The sequence below is a fragment of the Acidisphaera sp. L21 genome (assembly GCF_009765685.1).
Classification (GTDB): domain Bacteria; phylum Pseudomonadota; class Alphaproteobacteria; order Acetobacterales; family Acetobacteraceae; genus LMUY01.
The window spans coordinates 1-21,690 of record NZ_LMUY01000079.1 but is presented as its reverse complement, the minus strand read 5'-3'; the positions used below and the strand labels follow the sequence as shown (position 1 = coordinate 21,690).

General features: G+C 67.0%; 22 protein-coding genes and 1 pseudogene. 3 read left to right on the top strand and 20 right to left on the bottom strand.

Annotated features, from left to right (window positions below; genetic code table 11):
- A partial coding sequence (paaK, locus tag GSQ76_RS16280) for a phenylacetate--CoA ligase PaaK (RefSeq protein WP_158745121.1) occupies window positions 1–1,216 on the bottom strand: 1,216 nt, incomplete at its 3' end.
- Window positions 1,213–1,638: a hydroxyphenylacetyl-CoA thioesterase PaaI gene (gene paaI, locus GSQ76_RS16275; protein ID WP_158745119.1), complete on the bottom strand. Its 426-nt coding sequence runs from the start codon at window positions 1,636–1,638 to the stop codon at window positions 1,213–1,215. The genes paaK and paaI, both read right to left, overlap by 4 nt.
- A gap of 84 nt (window positions 1,639–1,722) precedes the next feature.
- Between paaI and pcaF the strand changes: the two genes are divergently transcribed.
- The gene (gene pcaF, locus GSQ76_RS16270; RefSeq protein WP_158745117.1) at window positions 1,723–2,925 is read left to right on the top strand and encodes a 3-oxoadipyl-CoA thiolase; all 1,203 of its coding nucleotides are present in this window, start codon (window positions 1,723–1,725) and stop codon (window positions 2,923–2,925) included.
- Between the two features lie 4 nt (window positions 2,926–2,929).
- On the opposite strand, the pseudogene GSQ76_RS16265 reads toward pcaF, so the two are convergent.
- From GSQ76_RS16265 to GSQ76_RS16250, 4 genes and pseudogenes are all read right to left on the bottom strand, one after another.
- Window positions 2,930–3,873: pseudogene (locus tag GSQ76_RS16265) on the bottom strand (ABC transporter permease).
- Window positions 3,861–4,727 (bottom strand): ABC transporter permease, encoded by an 867-nt coding sequence (locus tag GSQ76_RS16260; RefSeq protein WP_158745115.1) that lies wholly within the window; start codon window positions 4,725–4,727, stop codon window positions 3,861–3,863. Before GSQ76_RS16260 ends, GSQ76_RS16265 begins: the two are co-directional and overlap by 13 nt.
- Window positions 4,727–6,340 (bottom strand): ABC transporter substrate-binding protein, encoded by a 1,614-nt coding sequence (locus GSQ76_RS16255; protein ID WP_158745113.1) that lies wholly within the window; start codon window positions 6,338–6,340, stop codon window positions 4,727–4,729. Before GSQ76_RS16255 ends, GSQ76_RS16260 begins: the two co-directional genes overlap by 1 nt.
- A 43-nt stretch (window positions 6,341–6,383) precedes the next feature.
- Complete coding sequence (locus tag GSQ76_RS16250) at window positions 6,384–7,082, bottom strand: GntR family transcriptional regulator (protein WP_158745112.1); 699 nt, start codon at window positions 7,080–7,082, stop codon at window positions 6,384–6,386.
- 73 nt (window positions 7,083–7,155) lie between these two features.
- Here GSQ76_RS16250 and GSQ76_RS16245 point away from each other — a divergent pair, with 73 nt between their 5' ends.
- A complete protein-coding gene (locus GSQ76_RS16245) occupies window positions 7,156–8,352 on the top strand; it encodes an alanine--glyoxylate aminotransferase family protein (RefSeq protein ID WP_158745110.1) in 1,197 nt (398 codons plus the stop codon).
- Between the two features lie 97 nt (window positions 8,353–8,449).
- Entirely contained in the window at window positions 8,450–11,341 is a 2,892-nt protein-coding gene (locus GSQ76_RS16240) for an FAD-binding and (Fe-S)-binding domain-containing protein (RefSeq protein WP_254070445.1), read from the top strand.
- On the opposite strand, the gene GSQ76_RS16235 is transcribed toward GSQ76_RS16240, so the two are convergent.
- The 14 genes from GSQ76_RS16235 to GSQ76_RS16170 form a co-directional block, all read right to left on the bottom strand.
- Window positions 11,338–11,715 (bottom strand): cupin domain-containing protein, encoded by a 378-nt coding sequence (locus tag GSQ76_RS16235; protein ID WP_158745108.1) that lies wholly within the window; start codon window positions 11,713–11,715, stop codon window positions 11,338–11,340. The two genes, GSQ76_RS16240 and GSQ76_RS16235, sit on opposite strands and share 4 nt — an antisense overlap.
- A gap of 78 nt (window positions 11,716–11,793) precedes the next feature.
- Entirely contained in the window at window positions 11,794–12,234 is a 441-nt protein-coding gene (locus GSQ76_RS16230; protein WP_158745106.1) for an MAPEG family protein, read from the bottom strand.
- 59 nt (window positions 12,235–12,293) lie between these two features.
- The gene (locus tag GSQ76_RS16225) at window positions 12,294–12,734 is read right to left on the bottom strand and encodes a hypothetical protein (RefSeq protein ID WP_158745104.1); all 441 of its coding nucleotides are present in this window, start codon (window positions 12,732–12,734) and stop codon (window positions 12,294–12,296) included.
- Between the two features lie 91 nt (window positions 12,735–12,825).
- The gene (locus GSQ76_RS16220) at window positions 12,826–13,209 is read right to left on the bottom strand and encodes a hypothetical protein (protein WP_158745102.1); all 384 of its coding nucleotides are present in this window, start codon (window positions 13,207–13,209) and stop codon (window positions 12,826–12,828) included.
- A gap of 93 nt (window positions 13,210–13,302) precedes the next feature.
- Window positions 13,303–13,509 carry a hypothetical protein gene (locus GSQ76_RS16215; protein WP_158745100.1) on the bottom strand — a complete coding sequence of 69 codons (207 nt, stop codon included), beginning with the start codon at window positions 13,507–13,509 and terminating at the stop codon, window positions 13,303–13,305.
- Entirely contained in the window at window positions 13,506–13,910 is a 405-nt protein-coding gene (locus GSQ76_RS16210) for a calcium-binding protein (protein ID WP_158745099.1), read from the bottom strand. Before GSQ76_RS16210 ends, GSQ76_RS16215 begins: the two co-directional genes overlap by 4 nt.
- A 37-nt stretch (window positions 13,911–13,947) precedes the next feature.
- Window positions 13,948–15,009 carry a low specificity L-threonine aldolase gene (locus GSQ76_RS16205; RefSeq protein WP_158745097.1) on the bottom strand — a complete coding sequence of 354 codons (1,062 nt, stop codon included), beginning with the start codon at window positions 15,007–15,009 and terminating at the stop codon, window positions 13,948–13,950.
- Window positions 15,006–15,479 (bottom strand): type II toxin-antitoxin system RatA family toxin, encoded by a 474-nt coding sequence (locus GSQ76_RS16200; RefSeq protein WP_158745095.1) that lies wholly within the window; start codon window positions 15,477–15,479, stop codon window positions 15,006–15,008. The genes GSQ76_RS16205 and GSQ76_RS16200 overlap by 4 nt, the downstream gene beginning before the upstream one ends.
- Entirely contained in the window at window positions 15,480–16,436 is a 957-nt protein-coding gene (gene lipA / locus GSQ76_RS16195) for a lipoyl synthase (protein WP_158745094.1), read from the bottom strand.
- Window positions 16,437–16,521: 85 nt separating this feature from the next.
- Window positions 16,522–17,523: a 4-hydroxyproline epimerase gene (locus GSQ76_RS16190; protein ID WP_158745092.1), complete on the bottom strand. Its 1,002-nt coding sequence runs from the start codon at window positions 17,521–17,523 to the stop codon at window positions 16,522–16,524.
- 61 nt (window positions 17,524–17,584) lie between these two features.
- Entirely contained in the window at window positions 17,585–18,295 is a 711-nt protein-coding gene (locus GSQ76_RS16185; RefSeq protein WP_216851091.1) for an SDR family NAD(P)-dependent oxidoreductase, read from the bottom strand.
- A gap of 53 nt (window positions 18,296–18,348) precedes the next feature.
- Window positions 18,349–19,353, bottom strand: coding sequence for a GNAT family N-acetyltransferase (locus GSQ76_RS16180; RefSeq protein ID WP_158745089.1), 1,005 nt, complete (start codon window positions 19,351–19,353; stop codon window positions 18,349–18,351).
- Window positions 19,350–20,552: a pyridoxal phosphate-dependent aminotransferase gene (locus GSQ76_RS16175; RefSeq protein ID WP_158745087.1), complete on the bottom strand. Its 1,203-nt coding sequence runs from the start codon at window positions 20,550–20,552 to the stop codon at window positions 19,350–19,352. The genes GSQ76_RS16180 and GSQ76_RS16175 overlap by 4 nt, the downstream gene beginning before the upstream one ends.
- A 63-nt stretch (window positions 20,553–20,615) precedes the next feature.
- The coding region (locus GSQ76_RS16170) for a pyridoxal phosphate-dependent aminotransferase (protein WP_158745085.1) at window positions 20,616–21,690 on the bottom strand (1,075 nt) is incomplete at its 5' end.

Genomic DNA, 21,690 nt, shown 5'->3' with positions numbered 1-21,690 from the left:
CCACCAGTGCCCTAATCCCCACTACCCCCTTGATCTGCTGGGCCACCAGCCCCGCCGCCTGCACCAACCCGGCGCCATCCCAGAATGCCGCCCGCGCCTCCGCATGCACCACCATCGAGTCCATGCGCCCCTCCCGCAGCAACTCGATCTGGAAGTGCCCGGCGCACCACTCCGCCGCTAGCAGCACTTCCTCGATCTGCGTTGGAAACACGTTCACGCCGCGCAGAATGATCATGTCGTCGGACCGCCCCGTGACCTTCTCCATCCGCCGGAATGCCGGCCGCGCCGTGCCCGGCAGCAGCCGCGTCAAATCCCGGGTGCGATAGCGGATGATCGGCATCGCCTGCTTGGTCAGCGAGGTGAACACCAGCTCCCCCACCGCCCCATCCGGCAGCACCTCACCCGTCACGGGGTCGATCACCTCCGGATAAAAATGGTCTTCCCAGATATGCAGCCCGTCCTTGGTCTCCACACATTCCTGCGCGACGCCCGGGCCGATCACCTCCGACAACCCATAGATATCCACCGCATCCAGGTCGAACGCCGCCTCGATCTCCTGGCGCATCGCATTCGTCCAAGGCTCCGCCCCGAACAGCCCGATCTTCAGCGAACTCGCGCGCGGGTCTAGCCCTTGGCGAGCAAACTCGTCCAGCAGCGCCAGCATGTAGCTCGGGGTGACGGTGATGATCTCCGGCCGAAAATCGGTGATCAACTGCACTTGCCGCTCGGTCATCCCGCCGCCCAGCGGCACCACCGTGCAGCCCAACCGCTCCGCCCCGGCGTGGATGCCCAGCCCCCCGGTGAACAGGCCGTAACCGTAGGCATTGTGCAGCATCATGCCGGGCCGCGCCCCCGCGGCGTATAGCGAGCGGGCAACGACCCCCGCCCACATCGCCAGATCCTCCGCCGTGTAGCCCACCACGATCGGCTTCCCCGTCGTGCCGGACGAGCCGTGGATGCGAACCACCTGCTCCCGCGGGACGGCAAACAGGCCGAACGGGTAATTCTCCCGCAGATCCGCCTTCACCGTGAACGGAAACCGCCGCAAATCATCCAGTGTGCGGAAGTCATCCGGATGCACCCCGGCGGTATCGAACGCCCGGCGGTAATGCGGCACGGCGGCGTAGACCTGGCGCAACGTAGCGGCCAGCCGGGTCGTCTGTAGCGTCGCTAACTCGTCGCGGGACGCACCCTCGATCGGATCCAGACCAATCATGCGATCACCGCCCCGCCGATGCTGCGGGACTGGCCCCGGAACTCTGCCACCACGCCCGCCGGGTTCTCCACCCGCACGTCATACAGGCTGGACCGCCCGGCCACCGCCACCTCCCGCGCCGTTGCGGTCAGCCGGTCGCCAAGTTGGGCCGGGGTGAGAAATGTGATGGTGCAGGTTTGCGCCACCGCCCGCTGGTCCCGGCTGTTGCAGGCGAAGGCGAAGGTGCTATCCGCCAGGGCAAAGATGAACCCGCCGTGACACATCCCGTGGCCATTCAGCATCCGGGGCTCCACCGTCATCGCCATGCGGGCAACGCCGGGTCCAACATCCTCCAACACCATGCCCAACCCTTGGCTGGCCGCATCGCCCGTCCACATGGCAGCCGCGCTGCGTTCGGCGCGAAGCTCCCCCTCGTCCGACATGGCTTGAAGTCTCCCTCGGTTGGGTCAAGACTCCGGACGAAACAGGGACCGTGTCAACCGGTCTGAGAGTGGAAGGAGACTGCGATGCCAGAGGCATTCATCTGTGATTTCGTCCGCACCCCCATCGGCCGTTACGCCGGCGCGCTGAAGGACGTCCGCACCGACGACCTCGGCGCCATCCCGCTGCGCGTCCTGAAGGAGCGCAATCCAGGCGTCGATTGGGAAGCCGTGGACGACCTATACTACGGCTGCGCCAACCAGGCCGGCGAGGACAATCGCAACGTCGGCCGCATGGCGCTTCTCCTGGCGGGGCTCCCCACCACGGTGCCTGCCGCCACGATCAACCGCCTCTGCGGCTCCGGCCTGGATGCAGTTGGCACCGCTGCGCGCGCCATCCGCGCCGGCGATGCCGAGTTGGTGATTGCCGGCGGCGTGGAAAGCATGACCCGCGCCCCCTTCGTCCAGGGCAAGGCGACCGAGGCGTTCAGCCGCCAGACCGAGGTGTATGACACCACGATCGGCTGGCGCTTCGTCAACCCGCTACTGAAGGCGCAATACGGCGTCGATTCCATGCCGGAGACCGCGGAAAACGTCGCGCAGGACTACCAAATCAGCCGGGCTGACCAGGATGCCTTCGCCCTGCGCAGCCAGCAGCGCGCCGCCGCCGCCCAGGCCAGCGGGTTCTTCGATCGCGAACTGACCCAGGTGACCATCAAGGGCCGCAAGGGCGACACGGTCGTGACGAAGGACGAACACCCGCGCGAAACCACGCTCGAGACGCTCGCCAAGCTGAAGGCGCCGTTCCGCAAGGAAGGCGGCTCGGTCACCGCCGGCAATGCCTCCGGCGTGAATGACGGCGCCGGGGCGCTGATCATCGCCACCGAAGCGGCAGCCGCGAAATACGGCCTAACACCCCGCGCCCGCATCGTCTCCATGGCAACCGCCGGCGTACCCCCGCGCATCATGGGCATGGGGCCGGAGCCCGCGACCCGCAAACTGCTGGCCAAGGCCGGGCTGAGCCTGTCCGACATCGACCTGATCGAACTGAACGAGGCATTCGCCGCGCAAGGCCTGGCGGTGATGCGCCAACTCGGCCTGGCCGATGACTCGGAACACGTGAACCCCCACGGCGGCGCCATCGCACTCGGCCATCCGTTGGGCATGTCCGGCGCCCGCCTGGCAATGACGGCAGTAAGCGCACTGGAGCAGCGCGACCAGCGGCGCGCAGTCGCCACCATGTGCATCGGCGTCGGCCAAGGCATCGCGGCGCTGTTCGAACGCGTCTGATCGGTTACGCCGCAAAACGCCGCCGCGGATCCAGCCACCACCCGGCCAAATCCGCGGCGGCGTTGATCGCCACCACGAACACGGCGGCATACATCACCACCGCCATCAGCATCGGCAAATCCAGCGTCTGCAACGCGTCATAGGTCAGCCTGCCGACGCCGTGAAGGCCGAACACCACCTCCGTCAGCACGGTGCCCCCACCGACCAACGCGCCGAAATCCAGCCCGAACAGCGCCACCACCGGCAAAACCGACAGCGCAGCGCATGGCGCAGTAGAACGGTGGTATCGCCCAATCCCTTCGCCCGCGCGGTCCGGATCGGGTCGGATGCCAGCGCTTCCGCCAACCCCGCATGCAGCACGCGGCCATAGACCCCGGCATACAGCAGCGCCAGCGTCGTCCACGGCAGCACCATACCGGCAAACGACACGCCCATGCCCAACGGCGGCACCCATGCCAGCCACCACGTGCCGTGGAAGCTGCGTTGCGTCAGCAGGTTCACCACCTCGCCCATCCAAAAGGCGGGGATCGACATGCCCACCAACCCGGCGCCGATGGCAAGCCGCCCACCGACCCGGAACGCCGTCGCCACGAGCGAGATCGCGAGCCCGGCAGCCAGCCACAGCACCGCGGCCCCGCTTGCCAGCAACAATGTCACGGGTGCTGCCGCCAGCACGGCCGGCACCACCTCCTGCCCGGTATTGACGGTGCTGGTCAGGTTCCGCGTGACGAACATCCGGCCCATCATCCGCGCGTATTGCACCGGCAGCGGCCGATCGAGCCCATATTCGGCGCGCACCGCCGCCAACGTGTCCGGGCTGGCGCCACGGCCGGCCAGGCGAGCGGCCGGGTCGGCGCCAGGGGCGGCGAAGAAGATCAGGAACACCAGGACGCTGATGCCGGCCAGCACCGCCAGCGGCTGCAGCAAACGCCCGATCACCGGCGCAATCCATCGGCCAGACGATTCAACAACAGCACCGTCACCACGACCGCTAGCCCAGGCGCCACCGCCACCACGGGGCGGCTGTAGATCAGCCCCTGCCCGTCCGCGATCAGCGTGCCCCAGCTTGCATCGGGCGGCTGCACGCCAACGCCAAGGACGGACAGTGATGCCTCCGTCAGCAACGCAAACGCCATCACCGTCGGCGCGAACAGCAATAAGGTGCGGCCTACATGCGGCAGGATGTGACGACGCAGAATGTGTAAGGGTCCCCCGCCGAGTGACACCGCAGCCTGCACGAACTCCGCCTCCAGCAGCGTCAGCACCTGCGCCCGCACCGGCCTGGCGACATAGGGGATGTAGACCGCGCCGAGGATCGCGATGGTCAGCAGCGGATTGCCCGCATCGCTGGCCGCCAGCACGGCAGAGAGTGAGATCGCCAGCAAGAACACCGGAAACGCCCACAGCATATCCAGCAGCCAGCGAAGCACCGCATCCACCACGCCGCCCAGCGCGCCCGCCGCCACGCCGACCAGGCACGCGAGCAACAGCGTCACGCTCGTTGCGCCCGCTGCGATGAACAACGACAGCCGGCCGCCATACAGCAGCCGCGCCGCCACATCGCGGCCCTGCCCATCCGCGCCCAGCAAATAGGCCCGGCTCCAGCCCGGCCCGATCGGCGTTGCCCCCAGCCCCAGCCCGGCAGTGTTCTGCGCCAGCACCGCCTGCGGATACCCGGCGCGCAGGGTGGTGCCTTGCACGTTGGACCGGAACGGATCCACCCCCGCCACGCGGGACGCGTACAGTGGCGCCAGCAGACAAGCCAGCACAACCAGCAACAGCCCGGCGGTCGCAACCCGCATCAGTGAACCCGGGCCGAGGAAAGCAGCCAGTGATATTGCTCGTGATAGGCAAATCCTTCGACCCGGCGCGATACGAAATCGACGTAGCGCGGGTTGAACAGCACGGCAAACGCCGCCCGGTCCGTCACCTCCCGATCGATCGCGGCCCAACCCGCCGCGTCCCCACCATCCGCCACCGCCTGCATGCGCGCATCCAACGCCGGGTCGCAGATGCCGCTGAAATTCACCGACCCGTCGGAGCCAGGGTGGTAGGAGGCGCACCCGAACAGCAGCGGCAGGAAGTCCGTGGCACCCGGGTAATCCGAATACCACGGCGTGAGGCTGATCTGCACGTGATTGGCGGTATTCTGGATGTAGCTGAATTGCAAATTGCCCGACAGCACCCGCAGCCGCGCATCGAACCCAAGCTGGCGCAGCACATCCAGCAGGTAGGTGCCAATGGCACGCTGCACGGCGGAGGTGTCGATCACCAGCGTCACCGTCGATCCCGCCTTGCCGCTTTCCCGCACCAGAAGCTGCGCCGCCGCCAAGTCATGGGTAAACGGGCAATACGGCGCGTAACCCGGAATACCCGGCGGCAAAATCTGACAGGAAGGCTCCGCCAGGCGCGGCCCGCCAAACAGTTTTACCGCGGCGCCGCGATCCAGCGCCATGTTCACTGCCCGACGCACCCGAATGTCATCGAACGGTGGCTCGTGCGTGTTCATCGGCAGGAACCAGATCGCCATCGCCGGGTTGGTATGGACCTGGCTGGCGTAGTCCTGCCCTAACTCTCCCAGCCGGTCCAGTGGCGGCGTTTCGAACATCCAATCCGCCTGCCCGTTCTCCACCTGGGTCACCTCGGCCTCATCCTCCAGGCCGAAATGGTATTCGATCGCGTCGGGAATGCCGGGCGGCTGGGCGTCCGGGTTCCAGGCGTGGAACAGCGGATTACGCTCCAGTCGCAACCCCGTGGCCGGATCGTAGCGGGCAAACCGGTACGGTCCGGTGCCGATTAACATCTGCGTGCCAGAATCATGAGGAGGCGAATTGGCCGGCAGGATGCTGGCATGGGGCAACGCAAGCTTCAGCAGGAAATCCGGGTCGCGCCGCGTCAGCCGGATGGTGAGCACACCCGTCGCGTCATCCGCCATCACCCCCGGCAGGATGCACGACGCAGGCACCCGCAGGCAGTCCGCCGCACCGACGATGCCGCCGTAGAAGCTACCTGCCGTCGGCCCCACAATGCGAAAAATGCGCCGGAACGAAGCCGCAGCGTCGCTGGCCCGCACCGGCGCGCCGTCGGAAAACCGCAGGCCTGGACGAATGTGGAAGGTGTACAGCAACCCGTCATCCGTAGGATGCGGCACGGCATCGGCCAGGTCCGGCACCAGGTCCAATCCCGCGGCCCCGGGCACGCGGCGAAACCCGACCAGCCCGTCAAAGACCACGGTAAAGAGCTGCCAATACTGCCCGGTGTAGTTGATCTGCGGGTCGATGCTGCCCGCACCGGCAGACGCCACCAGCCGCACGATCCCCTGCGCCTGCGCGCCCGTCGCCAGCAGCAGCACCAGCAGGATGGCCTGGTGCCAGATGGTCGCCGTTCGGCGGCGGCGCGACGCGAGGGGGGTCATACCTGCGCTTAGCCCGCGACCCGGCGCGCGGGAAGACACCACGTCAACCGGGTGTAGCCATCGCCTCGATGATGATGTCGCGCTTATTGGCCAGATGCTGGCGCAACAGGGCGGCCAGGCCCTCCCCATCCCGCTGCAGCAGCAACGCCAGCATCGCCTCATGCTCGTCCATCGCCTGCTGCCAGCGGGCCGGGTGCATGCGGTTGGACATGTAGCGCGCCCGCGTGATGCGGCCGGCCAGGCTGGCGAAACTGGACGACAACACCGGGTTCGCGGCGGCGGTCAGGATGGCGGCGTGGATCTGCTGGTTCAGCGCGAAATACTCGGGCAGTTCGTGCCGCAGGAAATGCGCATACATGCGGTAGTGCAGCCCCTGTATCTCCGCCACCGCATCCGGCGTGATGCGCGCACAGGCGAGCCGGCCGCCCTCCGCCTCCAATAGCCCGATCACCTCGAACAAATGGAACAGATGATCGTCGCCCAACGTGGCGATGCGGGCGCCCCGATTGGGCAGCAATTCCACCAACCCCTCCGCCGCCAGCACCTTCAGCACTTCGCGCAGCGGCGTGCGGGACACGCCGAACCGCTCGCACAACGCACGTTCCGGCACGCGCGCGCCAGGGGCGAGGTCCCCCTGGTTGACCAGGTCGCGCAGGCCGGAAAGCAGATCGGCATGCAGCGTGCGGGCGCCGGGAAACGGCAGGATGGTCGCGGCATCTTGCAGGGCGGGATGGGTTTGCATGCAGATTTCGTCTTTGCACGGCAGGTCAAATCGTGGCAAGCACGGATTGCATTCATTTTACGGGAGGCACTCCATGGCACATAAAAGCGGCCGGCACTTCCTGCAGATCCCCGGCCCCAGCAACGTGCCCGATCGCGTGTTGCGCGCCATCGACATGCCCACCATGGACCATCGCGGTCCCGATTTCGGCAAGCTCGGCCGCATCGTGCTGGAGGGTTGCCAGCGCGTGTTCCAGACCAGCGGCCCGGTCGTGATCTTCCCCGGCTCCGGCACCGGCGCGTGGGAGGCGGCGATCGTCAACACGCTCTCCGCCGGAGACCGCGTGGTGATGGTCGAAACCGGCCAATTCGCCAGCCTCTGGCACGCCATGGCGAAGCGGCTGAAGCTGGACGTCGACCTCATCCCAGGCGATTGGCGCCACGGCGTCGACGCCGCCGTGATCGAGGAAAAGCTTCGCGCCGACACCACCCACGCGATCAAGGCGGTGATGGTCGTGCATAACGAAACGTCCACCGGCGTCACCAGCCGCATCCCCCCGGTGCGCGAGGCGCTGGACCGCGCCGGCCACCCGGCGCTGCTGATGGTCGACACCATCTCCTCCCTCGGCTCGGTCGATTACAAGCACGAGGCGTGGGGCGTGGACGTCACCATCGCCTGCTCGCAGAAGGGGCTGATGCTACCGCCGGGCCTTGGCTTCAACGCGATCAGCCAGAAGGCGCTGGAGGCCGGCAAGACCAGCGGCATGCCGCGTTCCTACTGGGACTGGCAGGAAATGCTGGCGCCGAACGCCACCGGGTTCTTCCCGTACACGCCGTCCACCAACCTGCTGTACGGTCTGCGCGAAGCGTTGGCGATGCTGGAGGAAGAAGGCCTGGACAACGTGTTCGCCCGCCACATTCGCCACGCCGCCGCCACCCGCGCCGCGTTGCAGGCCTGGGGGCTGGAAAACCTCTGCCTCGACCCGCGCGACTACTCCCCGGTGCTGACGGCCGTGATGATGCCGGACGGACATGACGCCGACACACTGCGCCAGGTCGTGCTGGACAAATACGACATGTCGCTGGGCACCGGGCTGGGCAAGGTGAAGGGCAAGGTGTTCCGCATCGGCCATCTCGGCGACTTCAACGACCTGATGCTGATGGGCACGATCGCCGGGGTGGAGATGGGGCTGCACGCGGCCGGCGTGCCACACCGCCAGGCTGGTGTCGCCGCGGCGATGGACGTGCTCGCCGGGCGCCGGACGGTGGGGCAAGCCGCCAAGGCAGCCTAACGCCACGACGCCGCCGCAGCGACGACGCCGGGCAACGATGAACGGGGAAGACTCATGACGGAATTGTTCCGGCGCAGTGCGGGAATGGCGCCCAATCTTGCTTGACGCCCCCCTCGCCGCCCGCTTGCAAAAGGAGGTCGAGGGCACCGTCCTGCTAGGCGCCGGGGACCGCGCCCGCTACGCCACCGACGCCTCCATCTACCAGGTGCAACCCTTGGCGGTGGTGGTGCCGAAGACCATCGCCGACGTGCAGGCTGTGCTGGCTCTGGCCCGCGACGGCAACGTTCCCGTGCTCCCCCGCGGTGGCGGCACCAGCCAATGCGGCCAAACCGTCAATCGCGCCATCGTTCTTGATTGCACGAAGCACCTTAGGACCATCCTCAGCATCGACCCGGCGGCCCGCACCGCCACCGTCCAACCCGGCATCGTCCTCGCCCACCTCAACGCCGCGCTGAAACAGCACGGCCTGTTCTTCCCCGTCGATCCCTCCACGCATCTGCGCTGCACCATCGGCGGCATGGCCGCGAATAACTCCTGCGGCGCCAAATCCATCCGCTACGGCCTGATGGCCGACAACGTGCGCGCCATCGACGCCATCCTCGCCGACGGCACGCAGCACCGCTTCGGCCCGGTGGCGGACAACCTCGGCGACATCCCGCCCCCCATCGCCGCCCTCATCCAACGCCTCCGTGCCTTAGGCGCCGCCGAAGCCGACGAAATCGCCGCCCGCTTCCCCCACCAGCTCCGCCGCGTCGGCGGCTACAACATCGAGGTCCTGACGCCCCGCGCCCGCCAGGAAGGCCGCGAAAACCTCGCCCGCCTGCTGGTCGGCAGCGAGGGCACGCTTGCCTTCTCCGCCGCGATCGAACTCGCCCTCTCCCCCCTCCTCCCGCGCAAGATGGTCGGCATCTGCCAATTCCCCACCTTCCGCGCCGCGATGGAGGCAAGCCGTCATCTCGTGGCGCTGGACCCCGAGGGCGTCGAACTCGTCGACCGCACCATGATCGACCTCGGCCGCGGCATCCCGATCTACCGCAAAACCATCGACCGCATGCTCCTCGGCGAGCCCGACAGCCTGCTGCTGGTCGAATTCCACGGCTACGAAGATGGCCCCCTGCTCGCCAAGATGGCCGAACTGGACGAGGCGATGGCCGATCTCGGTCATCCCGGCGCCGTCGTCCGCGCCACCGACCCGGCGTTCCAGGCCGATATCGCCGAAGTGCGCGAGGCCGGCCTCAACATCATGATGTCCATGAAGGGCGACGGCAAACCCGTCTCGTTCATCGAGGACTGCGCCGTCGACCTGCCCGACCTCGCCGACTACACCGAACGCCTGAACGACGTCTTTACCAAGCACGGCACCAAGGGCACCTGGTACGCCCATGCCAGCGTCGGCTGCCTGCACGTCCGCCCCGTCCTCAATATGAAAGACGGCGCCGACGTCCGCACCATGCGCGCCGTGGCGGAGGAATGCTTCGCCCTCGTTCGCGAATACAAGGGCAGCCACAGCGGCGAGCACGGCGACGGCATCGTCCGCTCCGAATTCCACGAGAGCATGTTCGGCCCCCGCATCGTCCGCGCGTTCGAGGCCGTGAAGGACGCCTTCGACCCGGCGTCCCTGCTCAACCCCGGCCGCGTCGTCCGCCCACCACGCATGGACGACCGCACCCTGTTCCGCTACCCGCCAGGCTACGCGCCCGACCCAGCGTTCACCCCCGTCCTGGACTGGTCCGAGCAACCGCAATCGCAAACCGGCGGCTCCCGCGCCGGCCTGCTCGCCGCCGTGGAGATGTGCAACAACAACGGCACCTGCCGGAAATTCGATGCCGGGGTCATGTGCCCGTCCTACCGCATCACGCGCGACGAGGTGGACCTCACCCGCGGCCGCGCCAACACCCTGCGCCTGGCGCTCACCGGGCAACTAGGCCCAGACGCCATGGCCGGGGAGGACGTCGCCGCCGCCATGAAACTCTGCGTGTCGTGCAAGGCCTGCCGCCGCGAATGCCCGACCGGCGTCGACATGGCGAAAATGAAGATCGAGGCGCTTGCCGCCCGCGCCGCCCGCCACGGCGTCGGCCTACGCGACCGGTTGGTGGCGGAGTTGCCGCGCTACGCCCGCCTCGCCGCCCTGCTGGCGCCGCTGGCCAACCTGCGCAATCGCATCCCGATGCTGGCCCGCTTGGGCGAACGCGTGGCCGGCCTCGCCGCCAGCCGTCCCCTCCCCACCTGGCGTCGCGACTGGTTCCGCGATGACGAGGCGGACCAGAACGGCGACGTGCTGCTGCTGGCCGACACGTTCAACCGCTATTTCGAGCCGGAGAACCTCCGCGCCGCGGTTCGCGTGCTACGCGCCGCCGGGTTCCGCCCCAGCGTCGCCACGGCCGGCGGCCGGCCCCTATGCTGCGGCCGCACCTATCTGTCCGCCGGCATGGTGGCACAGGCACGCGCAGAGGCCGCCCGCACCCTCGCCGCCCTGGCAGGGGATCGCCCGGTCGTGGGGTTGGAGCCATCCTGTCTCCTGACGCTCCGCGACGAGCTCGGCTCCTTGCTACCCGGCGATGCGTCGCGATTCCTGGCAGACCGGTCGATGCTGATCGGTGAGTTCCTGCAACGCCACGCGCCCGACCTTGCGCTGCGTGCAATACCCGGCAAGGTTCACGTGCACGGCCATTGCCACCAAAAAGCATTTGGCGCCTTCCCAGATGCGCTGGCGACGCTGAGGCGCGTGCCGGAGTTGCAGGTGCAGCCGATCGCCTCGTCCTGCTGCGGCATGGCGGGCGCCTTCGGCTACGGCGCCGAAACCCAGGACGCCTCCCGCGCCATGGCAGAAGCCGGGTTGCTACCGGCCGTGCGCGCCGCGGCAAGCGGGGACATCATCGTCGCCGACGGCATCAGTTGCCGCCACCAGATCGCGGATTTGGGCGGCCGGGAAGCGGTGCATTCCATCCGGGTGATCGACCGCGCTTTGACCGGCAGACCAGGACGCTAAACCGGCACGCCCACTTGGTCGGCGATCGACCGGGTGCGTGGCGTCTGCACGTCGCCAGTATGCTTCGTCGTCACCGTCTCGATCAGCACGATCCAGCATTCCTCGTCCGCAACCGGATTGTGCAGCACACCGCGCGGCACGACGCAGAACTGCCCCGCTTCCAGCACAGTCTGTTCGCCGCCCTCGAACTGGATGCGTAGCCGTCCCCGCACCACCTGGAACAACTCGTCCTCGTCATCGTGCCGATGCCACACAAGCTGTCCCAGCAACTTCGCCACCTTGATGTATTGGTCGTTCACTCGGCCAACCACCTTCGGCGACCAATGCTCGGTCACACCGTCCAACGCAGCTAGAATATCGACGGGCTGTTGCATGATCTTGTCTCCTCGCGCTCGCCTGTCAGCATACGCCGCGGCGCAGACCCGTGCGACTGGATCAACTGCGAACCGGCCCTACCCCGCCACCATCACCCACAGCACATGGGCCAGCAGCCCAGCCGTGCCGACGAAGTTGATCATGAACACCTTGCCGCGCAACGAAACGTCGGACGTCATCGTCTGCACGCCGGAATGGATGACGCGGCCGGCGACGAACATCCAGCCGAACGCCACGTCCAGCCACAGCACTGCGTGAAGCTGCATCAGCAAGATCACCGCGACATAGAACAAAACCGGCAGTTCGAACTGATTGGCCAGGTTGCGGGTGACGCGCGCAATCGCCGGCGGCTCGTCCCTGCCAAACTCGTAGGTGGCAAAGCTCGCCATGCCCGACTTCACCGCGGCCTGCCGCATCACTGTCAACGCGACATACAGCGCCATGACCAACGCCACATGCGCCATCAGCGGCCAGAGAATCGCGGTTCCAGCCGTTGGTGACAGCAGGCGGTCGAGCATCGTCGGCAATCCTACAGAGGGAGCGTTCCCCCGATCCTGCAGGACCGCGGAATGCCCATCTAGTAGGCCATCGGCCGCTGGGGTGCCACAAAGCCGGACTGCACGGCAGCGACGGTCCGGGTCGGCGGGTTCATCAGGATCGTGCGATCCTGGTCATACGCCCAATTGGCGCCGCTGGCCGCATCGACGATCAGCCCGACCTCACCACCGATGATGAGGTTGCCGAAGGTGACGCCGTTGAAATTGGCCTCGAACACACTCACCGTCGGATCCCAGCCCGGCTTCTGGCACGTGACCGTAATATCGCCCCCGTCGCGATGAAACTGGATCTGCGCCGGGGTCGACGCGATCTGTGCAATGACATCGCCACGCCGTGTCGCCGTGCAGGATGCACCGATCGGGGCCGTCCGCACCGTGATGGTCTGCACGGTGCCTTCCAGAATTGCCGCACACCCCGACAGCAATAGGAGTGAAAGAATGCCGAGGGGAAACAAACGCATCGCATGACCTGCTGCCAGTGACAGCTGGATTATGCGGGTAAAGCAGTTAACACGATGTAAGCGGCAATGAATCGCGGCGCCCCCAGCCAACCTATCGCGTCGGCGGAGTCATCAGGATCATGCGATCCTCGTCGTAGCGCCAGGCCGAGCCATTGCCCACATCCACCAGCATCGCCTGCGGAAAGATGACGAGATCGGCATCGGCAACGCCCGTAAAGCTCGCCGCAAGCACCTGAACAGTCGGCTCCCAACCCGGCTTCTGGCACGCCACCGTCAGATCATGGAAATCGGGATGCAAGCGGATCGTGCCGGGCGTGGAAGCGATCCGTGCGATCTCGGCGCCCTTGTGCGTGACGGTACAGGACGCCCCCACCGGAGCGGTGCGGATCGTCACGGTTTGCGTGAAGCCATCCAGGGATGTCGCGCAACCCGGCAGCAGCAGCAGCGCGAATAGCCCGAAATGTGACAGACGCATGCGACTACCTCGGGATGGGATCTCTGTATAACAAATGCCATACGGCTGGTTAATACGCCTCAATCACGCATTAACCGGCCAACCCATCTGGCCTTATCCCTCCAGGCTCAACGCCTGCAACAGGTCTTCCGCCACCGGGCCACGCACTGTGGCGACGCATTCGGCATAGAGCTTCAACAGCTCCTCCTTGCCAGTCAGCCCCGGATTGGTCTCCAGGACCTTCTCCATCAGCCGGAACGCAACGGACTCGGCGGTTCCGGCCTCCACGAACATCGCGCTCGGGCCGGCCGCGTAGCTCATTGTGCCTTCGCGGGGGTCGTCGCCGTGGCGGCCTTCTTGGCGGCGCGGCGCTGGGCACGCATGGCGCGGCTGTGCTCGCGGATCTGGTCCACCGTCACGTAACCAGCCTTGGCCGTGTCGATCTGGGCGAAGTCGCGGGCAACCGACGGCATCTTGGCGCGCGCTTGCTCCATCGTCAGGTGCCCGTCATGCGTGACGTTGGCCTCGTCGAACCGATCCTGCAGGCTACGGCCCCGGCGGGTGGGCGTGGCCGGCGCAACCTTCGACGCCGCGGCCGGGGGCGTGACGACCGGCGCGGCAGGCGACGCAATAGGCGCGGTCGTCCCGGTCATCGGGCTTTGCGCCTGGGCGGTGGCGCCTACGAGCAGAACCGCGGCGGCGGCAGCAGCAAAAAGACGCATGGCGAATTCCCTGTTTTGTGGGTGGTTCGTGTCGGCTTCAAACGATGGCAGCGCGCAGAACGGCTTCGGCCTCCGCCACCTGCGCGGCGGTGACGTCTAGATGCGTGCAGGCGCGGGCGCGATGCGGCCCCATGACCGAGATCAGCACGCCGTGCTGTGCAACCCGGCGCGCCAGTTCCGTCGCATCGATGCCGGAGGCAGTGGTGTCGATGAACACCAGATTGGTCTCCGGCTGCTCCACCGACAATCCCTGCACCTGCGCCAATCCACGCGCCAAGAGCTTGGCGTTGGCATGATCCTCGGCCAGGCGGTCGATATTGTGGTCGAGCGCATACAGGCAGGCCGCGGCGCAAATCCCGCCCTGCCGCATCGACCCACCGAGCCGTTGTTTCCACCGCCATGCCGCGCCGATGAAGTCGGCCGAGCCAGCCAATACCGCACCCAGCGGCGCGCCCAGGCCTTTGGTGAAGTCCAGCCAAACCGTGTCGTAGCCAGCCACCATTTCGGCAGCAGGCACGCCGGCCGCAACCACCGCGTTCATCAGCCGGGCGCCATCCATGTGGGTGGTCAATCCATGCTCATGCGCAACCGCGGCCACCGCATTCAGCGCCGCCAGCGGCCACACCGTGCCACCGCCGAAATTCGCGGTCTGTTCGACCTCCAGCATCACCTGAGGCGGGGAGTAGCGGGATTTCTCACGGATGGCGGATCGGACGGTGTCAGCCGCAAACTGCCCCTTGGCGCCGGGCAACCCTAGGATCATCGCGCCGGCCAGCGCACCGGGGGCGCCGCCCTCGCTGGTCAGGATATGGGCGGTTTCGTGCGCCAGGATCTCGTCGCCGGGCCGGCAATGGCCCAGGATCGCGATTTGGTTACACATCGTGCCGGAGGGCAGGAACATCGCCGCCTCCTTCCCCAGCAGCGCCGCCATGCGGTCGCACAGCGCGTTGATGGTGGGGTCGTCGCCATGCTGCTCGTCGCCGACCTCCGCCTCCATCATGGCGGCCTTCATCGCCTGGGTCGGGCGGGTCTGGGTATCGGAATACAGGTTCACCCGGACCGGCACCGGGGAGCGAAAGGGTGGCGGCGCGAAGCTCATCCCTTCACCGCCACCGGCGTCACCGACATGGTGGCGGTCGGGCGGCCGTACACGCCGCGGGCACGCTTTAAGAACGCCTTCACCATCGCCTCCACCGCCTGGTTGAACACCACGCCGATCGCGGCCTGCAACATGCGGCTGCGAAACTCGAAATCCACGAAGAAGTCGACCCGGCAGCCATTCGGCGCCGGCGTGAACGTCCATTGGTTGTTGAGGTAACGGAACGGCCCATTCTCATACTTCACGTTGACGCTGCGCGGTCGCGTCAGCGCCACCACGCTGGTAAAGCTCTCACGAAACGGGCCGAACCCTATCGTCAAATCGGCCGTTAATTCCGTTTCGCTGCGCGTTCGCACGCGGGAGGCGGCGCACCATGGCAGAAAATCCTGATATTTTCCGACATCAGCCACCAGGTCGAACATCTGGTCTGCAGTGTAGGGAACCAGCTTGTGCTCGGCGTGGGTCGGCACCTAGCGCGGGCCCCCGCGCGCCGCCCGCAACGCCGCGAAGTCGCTGTCGGCATGGTAGGACGATCGCGTCAGCGGCGTGGCCGACACCATCAGGAACCCCTTGGCCCGCGCAATACTGGCGTAATCGCCGAACTCGTCCGGCGTGACGAAGCGATCGACCGCGGCGTGCTTCGGCGTGGGCTGCAGGTATTGGCCCAGCGTCAGGAAGTCGACATCCGCCATGCGCATGTCGTCCATGACCTGCATGATCTCGCCCTTCGCCTCACCCAGGCCGACCATCAGGCCGGATTTGGTGAAGATCGTCGGGTCCAGCGTCTTCACGTGATCCAGCAACCGCAGCGACTGGAAGTATCGGGCGCCGGGCCGGATCGTCGGATACAGCCGGGGCACGGTTTCCAAATTGTGGTTGAACACGTCCGGCCGTGCCGCGACCACGATCTCCGCCGCGCCGGGCTTGCGCAGGAAGTCGGGGGTCAGCACCTCGACCGTCGTGTCGGGCGCCGCCTCGCGTATGGCACGAATCACGGCCGCGATATGGGCCGCACCACCATCCGTCAGGTCATCCCGGTCGACGGAGGTGATGACGACGTGGCGCAGACCGAGCTTGGCCACCGCATCCGCAACCCGGTTCGGCTCGGTCGCATCCAGCGCCTGGGGCACGCCCGTCGCCACGTTGCAGAACGCGCAGGCGCGGGTGCAGGTGTCGCCCATGATCATCATGGTCGCGTGCCGCTGCGACCAGCACTCGCCGATATTCGGGCAAGCCGCTTCCTCACACACGGTCACCAGCTTGTTCTCCCGCATCAGGTTGCGGGTCTCGTGATAAGTCGGGTGGTTCGGCGCACGCACCCGAATCCAGTCCGGTTTGCGCAATGCCGGCGTACTGGGGCGATTTGCCTTTTCCGGATGCCGGACAACACCGCCGGTTCGATGATCGATCAGGACGCGAGTGGACATTCAGACCCCTTGGGAACCCCTCGGCAGGGCTGGGCAGACGAATGGTTAAGTGGCTTGGGGGGCCGGGTAGGTCAAGGCGCGGCCGCTAGCTGACCTGGAATCCGTGGGCGAACGGGTCCCGGTCATCCACGAAAATCGTGTTGTGACCGGTGATCCGCGCCCATCCCGCTACGCTCGGCAGGATCGCGTTCCGGTTGCCGACATGGGCCGCGCCCTCCACCCGGCAGTCGAACATGCTGCCGATGATGCTCTCGTGGATGAACTCGGCCCCCACATCCAGCCGCCCCTTCGCCACCAACTGCGCCATGCGCGCCGACGAGCCGGTGCCGCAGGGCGACCGGTCGATCGCCGCGTCCCCATAGAACACGGCATTGCGGGCATGGGCGCGGGTGTTACGCGCGGCGCCACACCATTGCACGTGGCTCACGTCGCGTATCCGCGAATCCTCCGGATGGATCGGTGCCACAGCGTCCTGCGCCGCCTTGCGCACCGCCGGGCTCCAGCGGATCAGGTCGGAAGCGCTGGCCTCGTCCAGGCCGGGCCAGCCGGGCTGCGGCTCGATGATGGCGTAGAAATTGCCGCCATAGGCAACGTCGATCACCAGGTCGCCCAGGCCCGGCACGTTGATCGGCACATCCGCAGCGTGCAGATAGGCCGGCACGTTGTGCAGCCGCACCTGCTCCACGAAGGCGCCCTCCTGCACATACTCCACCTCCACCCGGCCGGCCGGCGCCTCGATCGCCAGGCGACCCGGCGTGCGCGGGCTCACCAGCCCTTCCTCGATCGCCACGGTGACGGTGCCGATGGTGCCGTGGCCGCACATGGGCAGGCAGCCGCTCACCTCGATATACAGCACGCCAACATCGCAATCCTCGCGCGACGACGGATACAGGATCGAGCCCGACATCACATCGTGCCCGCGCGGCTCGAACATCAGGGCGCGACGGACCCAGTCGTGGTGTTCCAGGAAGATCTGGCGTTTTTCTGCCATCGGCACGTTGGGCAGCAATGGCCCCCCGCCGGCCACGACGCGGACCGGGTTGCCGCAGGTATGGGCATCGATGCAGAAGAAAGAATGGCGTGCCATGCGCCGATCATCGCACGCCAATCCTGGTTGGCCAATGCAGGGTGCCCACTCCGGGGCAGGTCTAACCCGCCAACCACCCGCCATCGACCGGCAACTCGATCCCCGTGACGAATTCGCTGTCGTCGCTGGCCAGGTGCAGGATGGACCGCGCCACCTCCTCCGGCCGGCCGAACCGACCCATCGGATGGCGCCCGATCGAGGCGCGGCGGGCGGCGTCCGGGTCCACCGCACGGGCCATGGATCGCGCGAGCATCGGCGTTTCGATGGCGCCGGGCAGCACGGCGTTGCAGCGGATTCCCCGGGTGGCATAATCCAGCGCCACCGTCTTGGTCATCGCCACCACCGCACCCTTCGATGTGACGTAGGCCGCATTGTTACGGCCGCCCGCGCGGGCCAGTTGGCTGGCGATGGTCACGATGCTGCCCTTTCCCGCCGTCAGCATCGGCTTCAGGCAGGCCCGAATCCAGATGAACGTCCCGGTGACGTTGGTCGCCATCACGGCGTTCCAATCCTCCACCGTGGTGTCGCCCAGCGGCCTGCCGCGGGATATGCCGGCGGCTGTCACCAGCGCGTCCACATGGCCCAGCGAGTCGACGGCTTTCTCGGCCGCGGCTTCATCGGTGACGTCGGCGATCAGCAATTGGCACCCTTCTGGCGCGCCGGGCTGCATGTCCACGGCCAACACCGACGCACCTTCCGCCAACAGGAGTGACGCGGTCGCCCACCCGATGCCGGACGATGCTCCCGTCACGATGACCGTCTTGCCCTTCATCCGCATCCGCGCATTCCTTTCACTGGCCGCCAGCCACCCGCCACCGGCAAAGGCTACAGCGCCTTGTAGAAGATCTCCGTGCCATGCGCCTGGCCGGTTTCGTCCAGTGCGTAGCCGGGAATCACACCCGCCGGGCTCCAGCCGAGATTGCGATACAGCGTGGCGGACGGCGCCTCGGCCAACGTGTCCAGCACCAGCAGGCGACGCCCCGCCTGCACTGCCGCCGCCTCCGCCGCCCGCATCAGCACGCGGGCGATGCCCCGGCGACGGATGGCGGGTGACACCAGCAGCTTCTTGATGTCGCCCCGATGCGGCTGGTTCTGCGGCATGTCCAGGCCGAGTTGCACCGTGCCGGCCAACTCACCATCCCACCAGGCGGCGAACAGCCGCGTCTCGCCCTGCCCCACGGCCTTCGTCACCCGGCGCCAGAACGCCATCGCGGGTTCGCGCGCCAGCGGCAGCAGAAAGCCGATGGAGGCACCCTCCTGCACGCAATCCCGCAGGATCGTGGACAGGGCACGCTCGGCGCTTTCGGCCGCGGCCATGTCCAATTCCTCGACCACCAGCCCGGCCAGCGGCTTGGTAAACCCGGCCTCGATCGTGTTCGACAAATCGTTCAGCGCCCGCAGACCGCCGCGGCGGACGTAGCCGTGCTTCTCGTAGAAACTATGGGCGCGGGTGAACAGCACGTCCGACCATAGGCTCATCCTTGCGGCGCCAGCGGCGCGGGCGTGGTCTTCCGCCAGCCGCAGGAGGCTTTGCCCAACGCCAGTGCCACGTTGCGTCGCATCCAGGTAGACGCGGGACAGCACCCACCCATCGTCGCCGGGATAGCTGGCCGTCATGCCCACCACGCGACCGCTCCGCTCCGCCGTCCACAGCGCGCCACCATGGTCGGCCATGAACGTGGCGAGCGTGCGGATCTCCGGCACCTCGGCCTCGACCTCGACCACCACGCCGGGGTATTCCCGCCAGCAATCGCCGATCAGCGCGATATACCCATCCGCGTCGTCATCGCGGCCAGCCCGGATCTGGAGGCCGGATGCCTCCCCGTTCACGTCAGGGCGGCGCAGAACGCCTGGATCCGACTGCAGGCCTCGGTCAAAGAGGCGTCGTCGGTGGCGTAGCTGATGCGGACGTACGGGCTCATGCCGAACGCCCCGCCATGCACCAGCGCAACATGCTTCTCCTCCAGCAGCGCCAGCGCAAAATCGGAATCGGTGGTCAGCCTGGTTCCCGCCGCCGTGGTCTTGCCCAGGCACCCGGCGACGTTCGGGAACACGTAGAACGCCCCCTCCGGCCGATGGCAGCGAATGCCCGGCGCCTGGTTCAGCGCCTCCACCACCAGGTCGCGCCGGCGGCGATAAGCGTCCGCCATCACCGGCACGCTATCCTGCGGCCCATCCAGCGCAGCGGCGGCGGCGGCCTGGGTGATGCCGGACACGCCGGCCGTGGCGTGGCCCTGCATCGACACCATGCCCTTGATCAGCCCCTTCGGCCCGGCGGCAAACCCAACCCGCCAGCCGGTCATCGCATAGGTCTTGGACACGCCGCTGATGGTCAACGTGCGGTCCCGCAACGACGGCATCACCGCCGCCATGGTCGCATGCTGGAAACCGTCGAACACGATGTGCTCGTACATGTCGTCGCACATGATCCAAACATGCGGGTGCTTCAGCATCACCTCACCCAGCGCCCGCATCTCCTCGGCCGAGCAGGCGGCGCCGGTCGGGTTGTTCGGGAAGTTCAGGATCAGCCACTTGGTGCGCGGCGTGATGGCGGCGTCCAGATCCTCCGGCCGCAGCTTGAATCCGTTATTCTCCGGGCAGTTCACCGCCACCGGCTCGCCGCCGACCAGCTTGGTCATCAGCGGATAGGCGCCCCAATACGGCGCCGGGATCACCACCTCGTCGCCGTCATCCACCGTCGCCATCAGCGCGTTGAAGATGGTCTGCTTGCCGCCCGCCGACACGCTGATCTCGTCCAGCGCGAACTCCAGATCATTGTCGCGCTTGAACTTGCGCTGGATCGCCTGCTTCAGCTTCGGCACGCCATCCTGCGGCGTATACTTCGTCTCCCCATTCAGCCCGGCCTGATACGCCGCCTCGATCGCGTGACGCGGGCTGGCGAAATCCGGCTCCCCGATGGTCAGCGAGATCACGGGGGTGCCGGCGGCACGCATCGCGCGGGCCTTCGCCGTCATCGCCATGGTCGCAGCAACGGGCACACGGTCGAGACGGGTGGCAAGCGCGGGCATACAGGGGAACTCCGTAAGGCAGATAGGGCCCCCTCCCTAAACGGAAGGGGGCCGGGTCGGCAGTTAGCTCAGGGCTTTGCAGAAGTTCTGGATGCGGGTGCATGCCTCCTGCAGCAATTCCGTGCTCGTCGCATAGCTGACGCGGAAATGCCCGGGATACATGAACGCCGTGCCGTGCACCGCCGCGACGCCCTGCTCGTCCAGCAGCGCCACGACGAAGCTCTCGTCATCGACGATCTTGACGCCCTTCGGCGTGGTCTTGCCGATGCACCCGTGGATCGAGGGGAACACGTAGAACGCACCCTCCGGCTTGTGGCAGGTGATGCCCGGCGCCTGGTTCAGCATCTCCACCACCAGGTCCCGCCGCCCCTCATACACCTCGACCATTTTCGGGATGGCGTCCTGCGGCCCGTTCAACGCCTCGACCGCTGCGGCCTGGCTGATGCTGGAGGTATTGGACGTGGACTGCGACTGCAGCTTGTCCATCGCCTTGATCAGCTTCACCGGGCCACCGGCATAGCCAATCCGCCACCCGGTCATCGCGTAGGCCTTGGAGTGGCCGTTCATCGTGACGCAACGGTCCTTCAACTTCGGCTCCACCTGCACGATGGTGGCAAAGCTGAAGTCGCCATAGGTCAGCTTCTCGTAGATGTCGTCGGTGAAGATCCAGACATCCGGGTGGCGCAGCAGCACGTCGCACAGCGCCCGCAACTCGGCCGCGGAATAGGCCGCGCCGGTCGGGTTGCACGGGCTGTTCAGCATGAACCACTTGGTCTTCGGCGTGATCGCCGCCTCCAAATCCTCCGGCCGCAGCTTGAACCCGTTATTCTGCCCGCACGGCACGATGACGGGCGTGCCATCTGCCAGCGCCACGATGTCCGGATAGCTCACCCAGCACGGGCTCGGGATGATGACCTCGTCGCCCATGTTCAGCGTGGCAACCATCGCATTGTAGATGATCTGCTTGCCGCCGGTGCTGACGATGATCTCCTCCGGCGTGTAGTCGATGCCCGAGTCGCGCTTGAACTTGGCGGAGATCGCCTTGCGCAGCGCCATCGTGCCGGCCACGTCGGTGTACTTCGTGTCGCCGTCCTGGATCGCCTTGATCGCCGCCTGCTTGACGTTATCGGGCGTATCG

Bases quoted from the DNA above. Each gene is read 5' to 3' on its own strand.
- paaI (WP_158745119.1), bottom strand. From the start codon at position 1,638: ATGTCGGACGAGGGGGAGCTTCGCGCCGAACGCAGCGCGGCTGCCATG.
- pcaF (WP_158745117.1), top strand. From the start codon at position 1,723: ATGCCAGAGGCATTCATCTGTGATTTCGTCCGCACCCCCATCGGCCGT.
- GSQ76_RS16260 (WP_158745115.1), bottom strand. From the start codon at position 4,727: ATGCGGGTTGCGACCGCCGGGCTGTTGCTGGTTGTGCTGGCTTGTCTG.
- GSQ76_RS16255 (WP_158745113.1), bottom strand. From the start codon at position 6,340: ATGACCCCCCTCGCGTCGCGCCGCCGCCGAACGGCGACCATCTGGCAC.
- GSQ76_RS16250 (WP_158745112.1), bottom strand. From the start codon at position 7,082: ATGCAAACCCATCCCGCCCTGCAAGATGCCGCGACCATCCTGCCGTTT.
- GSQ76_RS16245 (WP_158745110.1), top strand. From the start codon at position 7,156: ATGGCACATAAAAGCGGCCGGCACTTCCTGCAGATCCCCGGCCCCAGC.
- GSQ76_RS16235 (WP_158745108.1), bottom strand. From the start codon at position 11,715: ATGCAACAGCCCGTCGATATTCTAGCTGCGTTGGACGGTGTGACCGAG.
- GSQ76_RS16230 (WP_158745106.1), bottom strand. From the start codon at position 12,234: ATGCTCGACCGCCTGCTGTCACCAACGGCTGGAACCGCGATTCTCTGG.
- GSQ76_RS16225 (WP_158745104.1), bottom strand. From the start codon at position 12,734: ATGCGTTTGTTTCCCCTCGGCATTCTTTCACTCCTATTGCTGTCGGGG.
- GSQ76_RS16220 (WP_158745102.1), bottom strand. From the start codon at position 13,209: ATGCGTCTGTCACATTTCGGGCTATTCGCGCTGCTGCTGCTGCCGGGT.
- GSQ76_RS16215 (WP_158745100.1), bottom strand. From the start codon at position 13,509: ATGAGCTACGCGGCCGGCCCGAGCGCGATGTTCGTGGAGGCCGGAACC.
- GSQ76_RS16210 (WP_158745099.1), bottom strand. From the start codon at position 13,910: ATGCGTCTTTTTGCTGCTGCCGCCGCCGCGGTTCTGCTCGTAGGCGCC.
- GSQ76_RS16205 (WP_158745097.1), bottom strand. From the start codon at position 15,009: ATGAGCTTCGCGCCGCCACCCTTTCGCTCCCCGGTGCCGGTCCGGGTG.
- lipA (WP_158745094.1), bottom strand. From the start codon at position 16,436: ATGTCCACTCGCGTCCTGATCGATCATCGAACCGGCGGTGTTGTCCGG.
- GSQ76_RS16190 (WP_158745092.1), bottom strand. From the start codon at position 17,523: ATGGCACGCCATTCTTTCTTCTGCATCGATGCCCATACCTGCGGCAAC.
- GSQ76_RS16185 (WP_216851091.1), bottom strand. From the start codon at position 18,295: ATGAAGGGCAAGACGGTCATCGTGACGGGAGCATCGTCCGGCATCGGG.
- GSQ76_RS16175 (WP_158745087.1), bottom strand. From the start codon at position 20,552: ATGCCCGCGCTTGCCACCCGTCTCGACCGTGTGCCCGTTGCTGCGACC.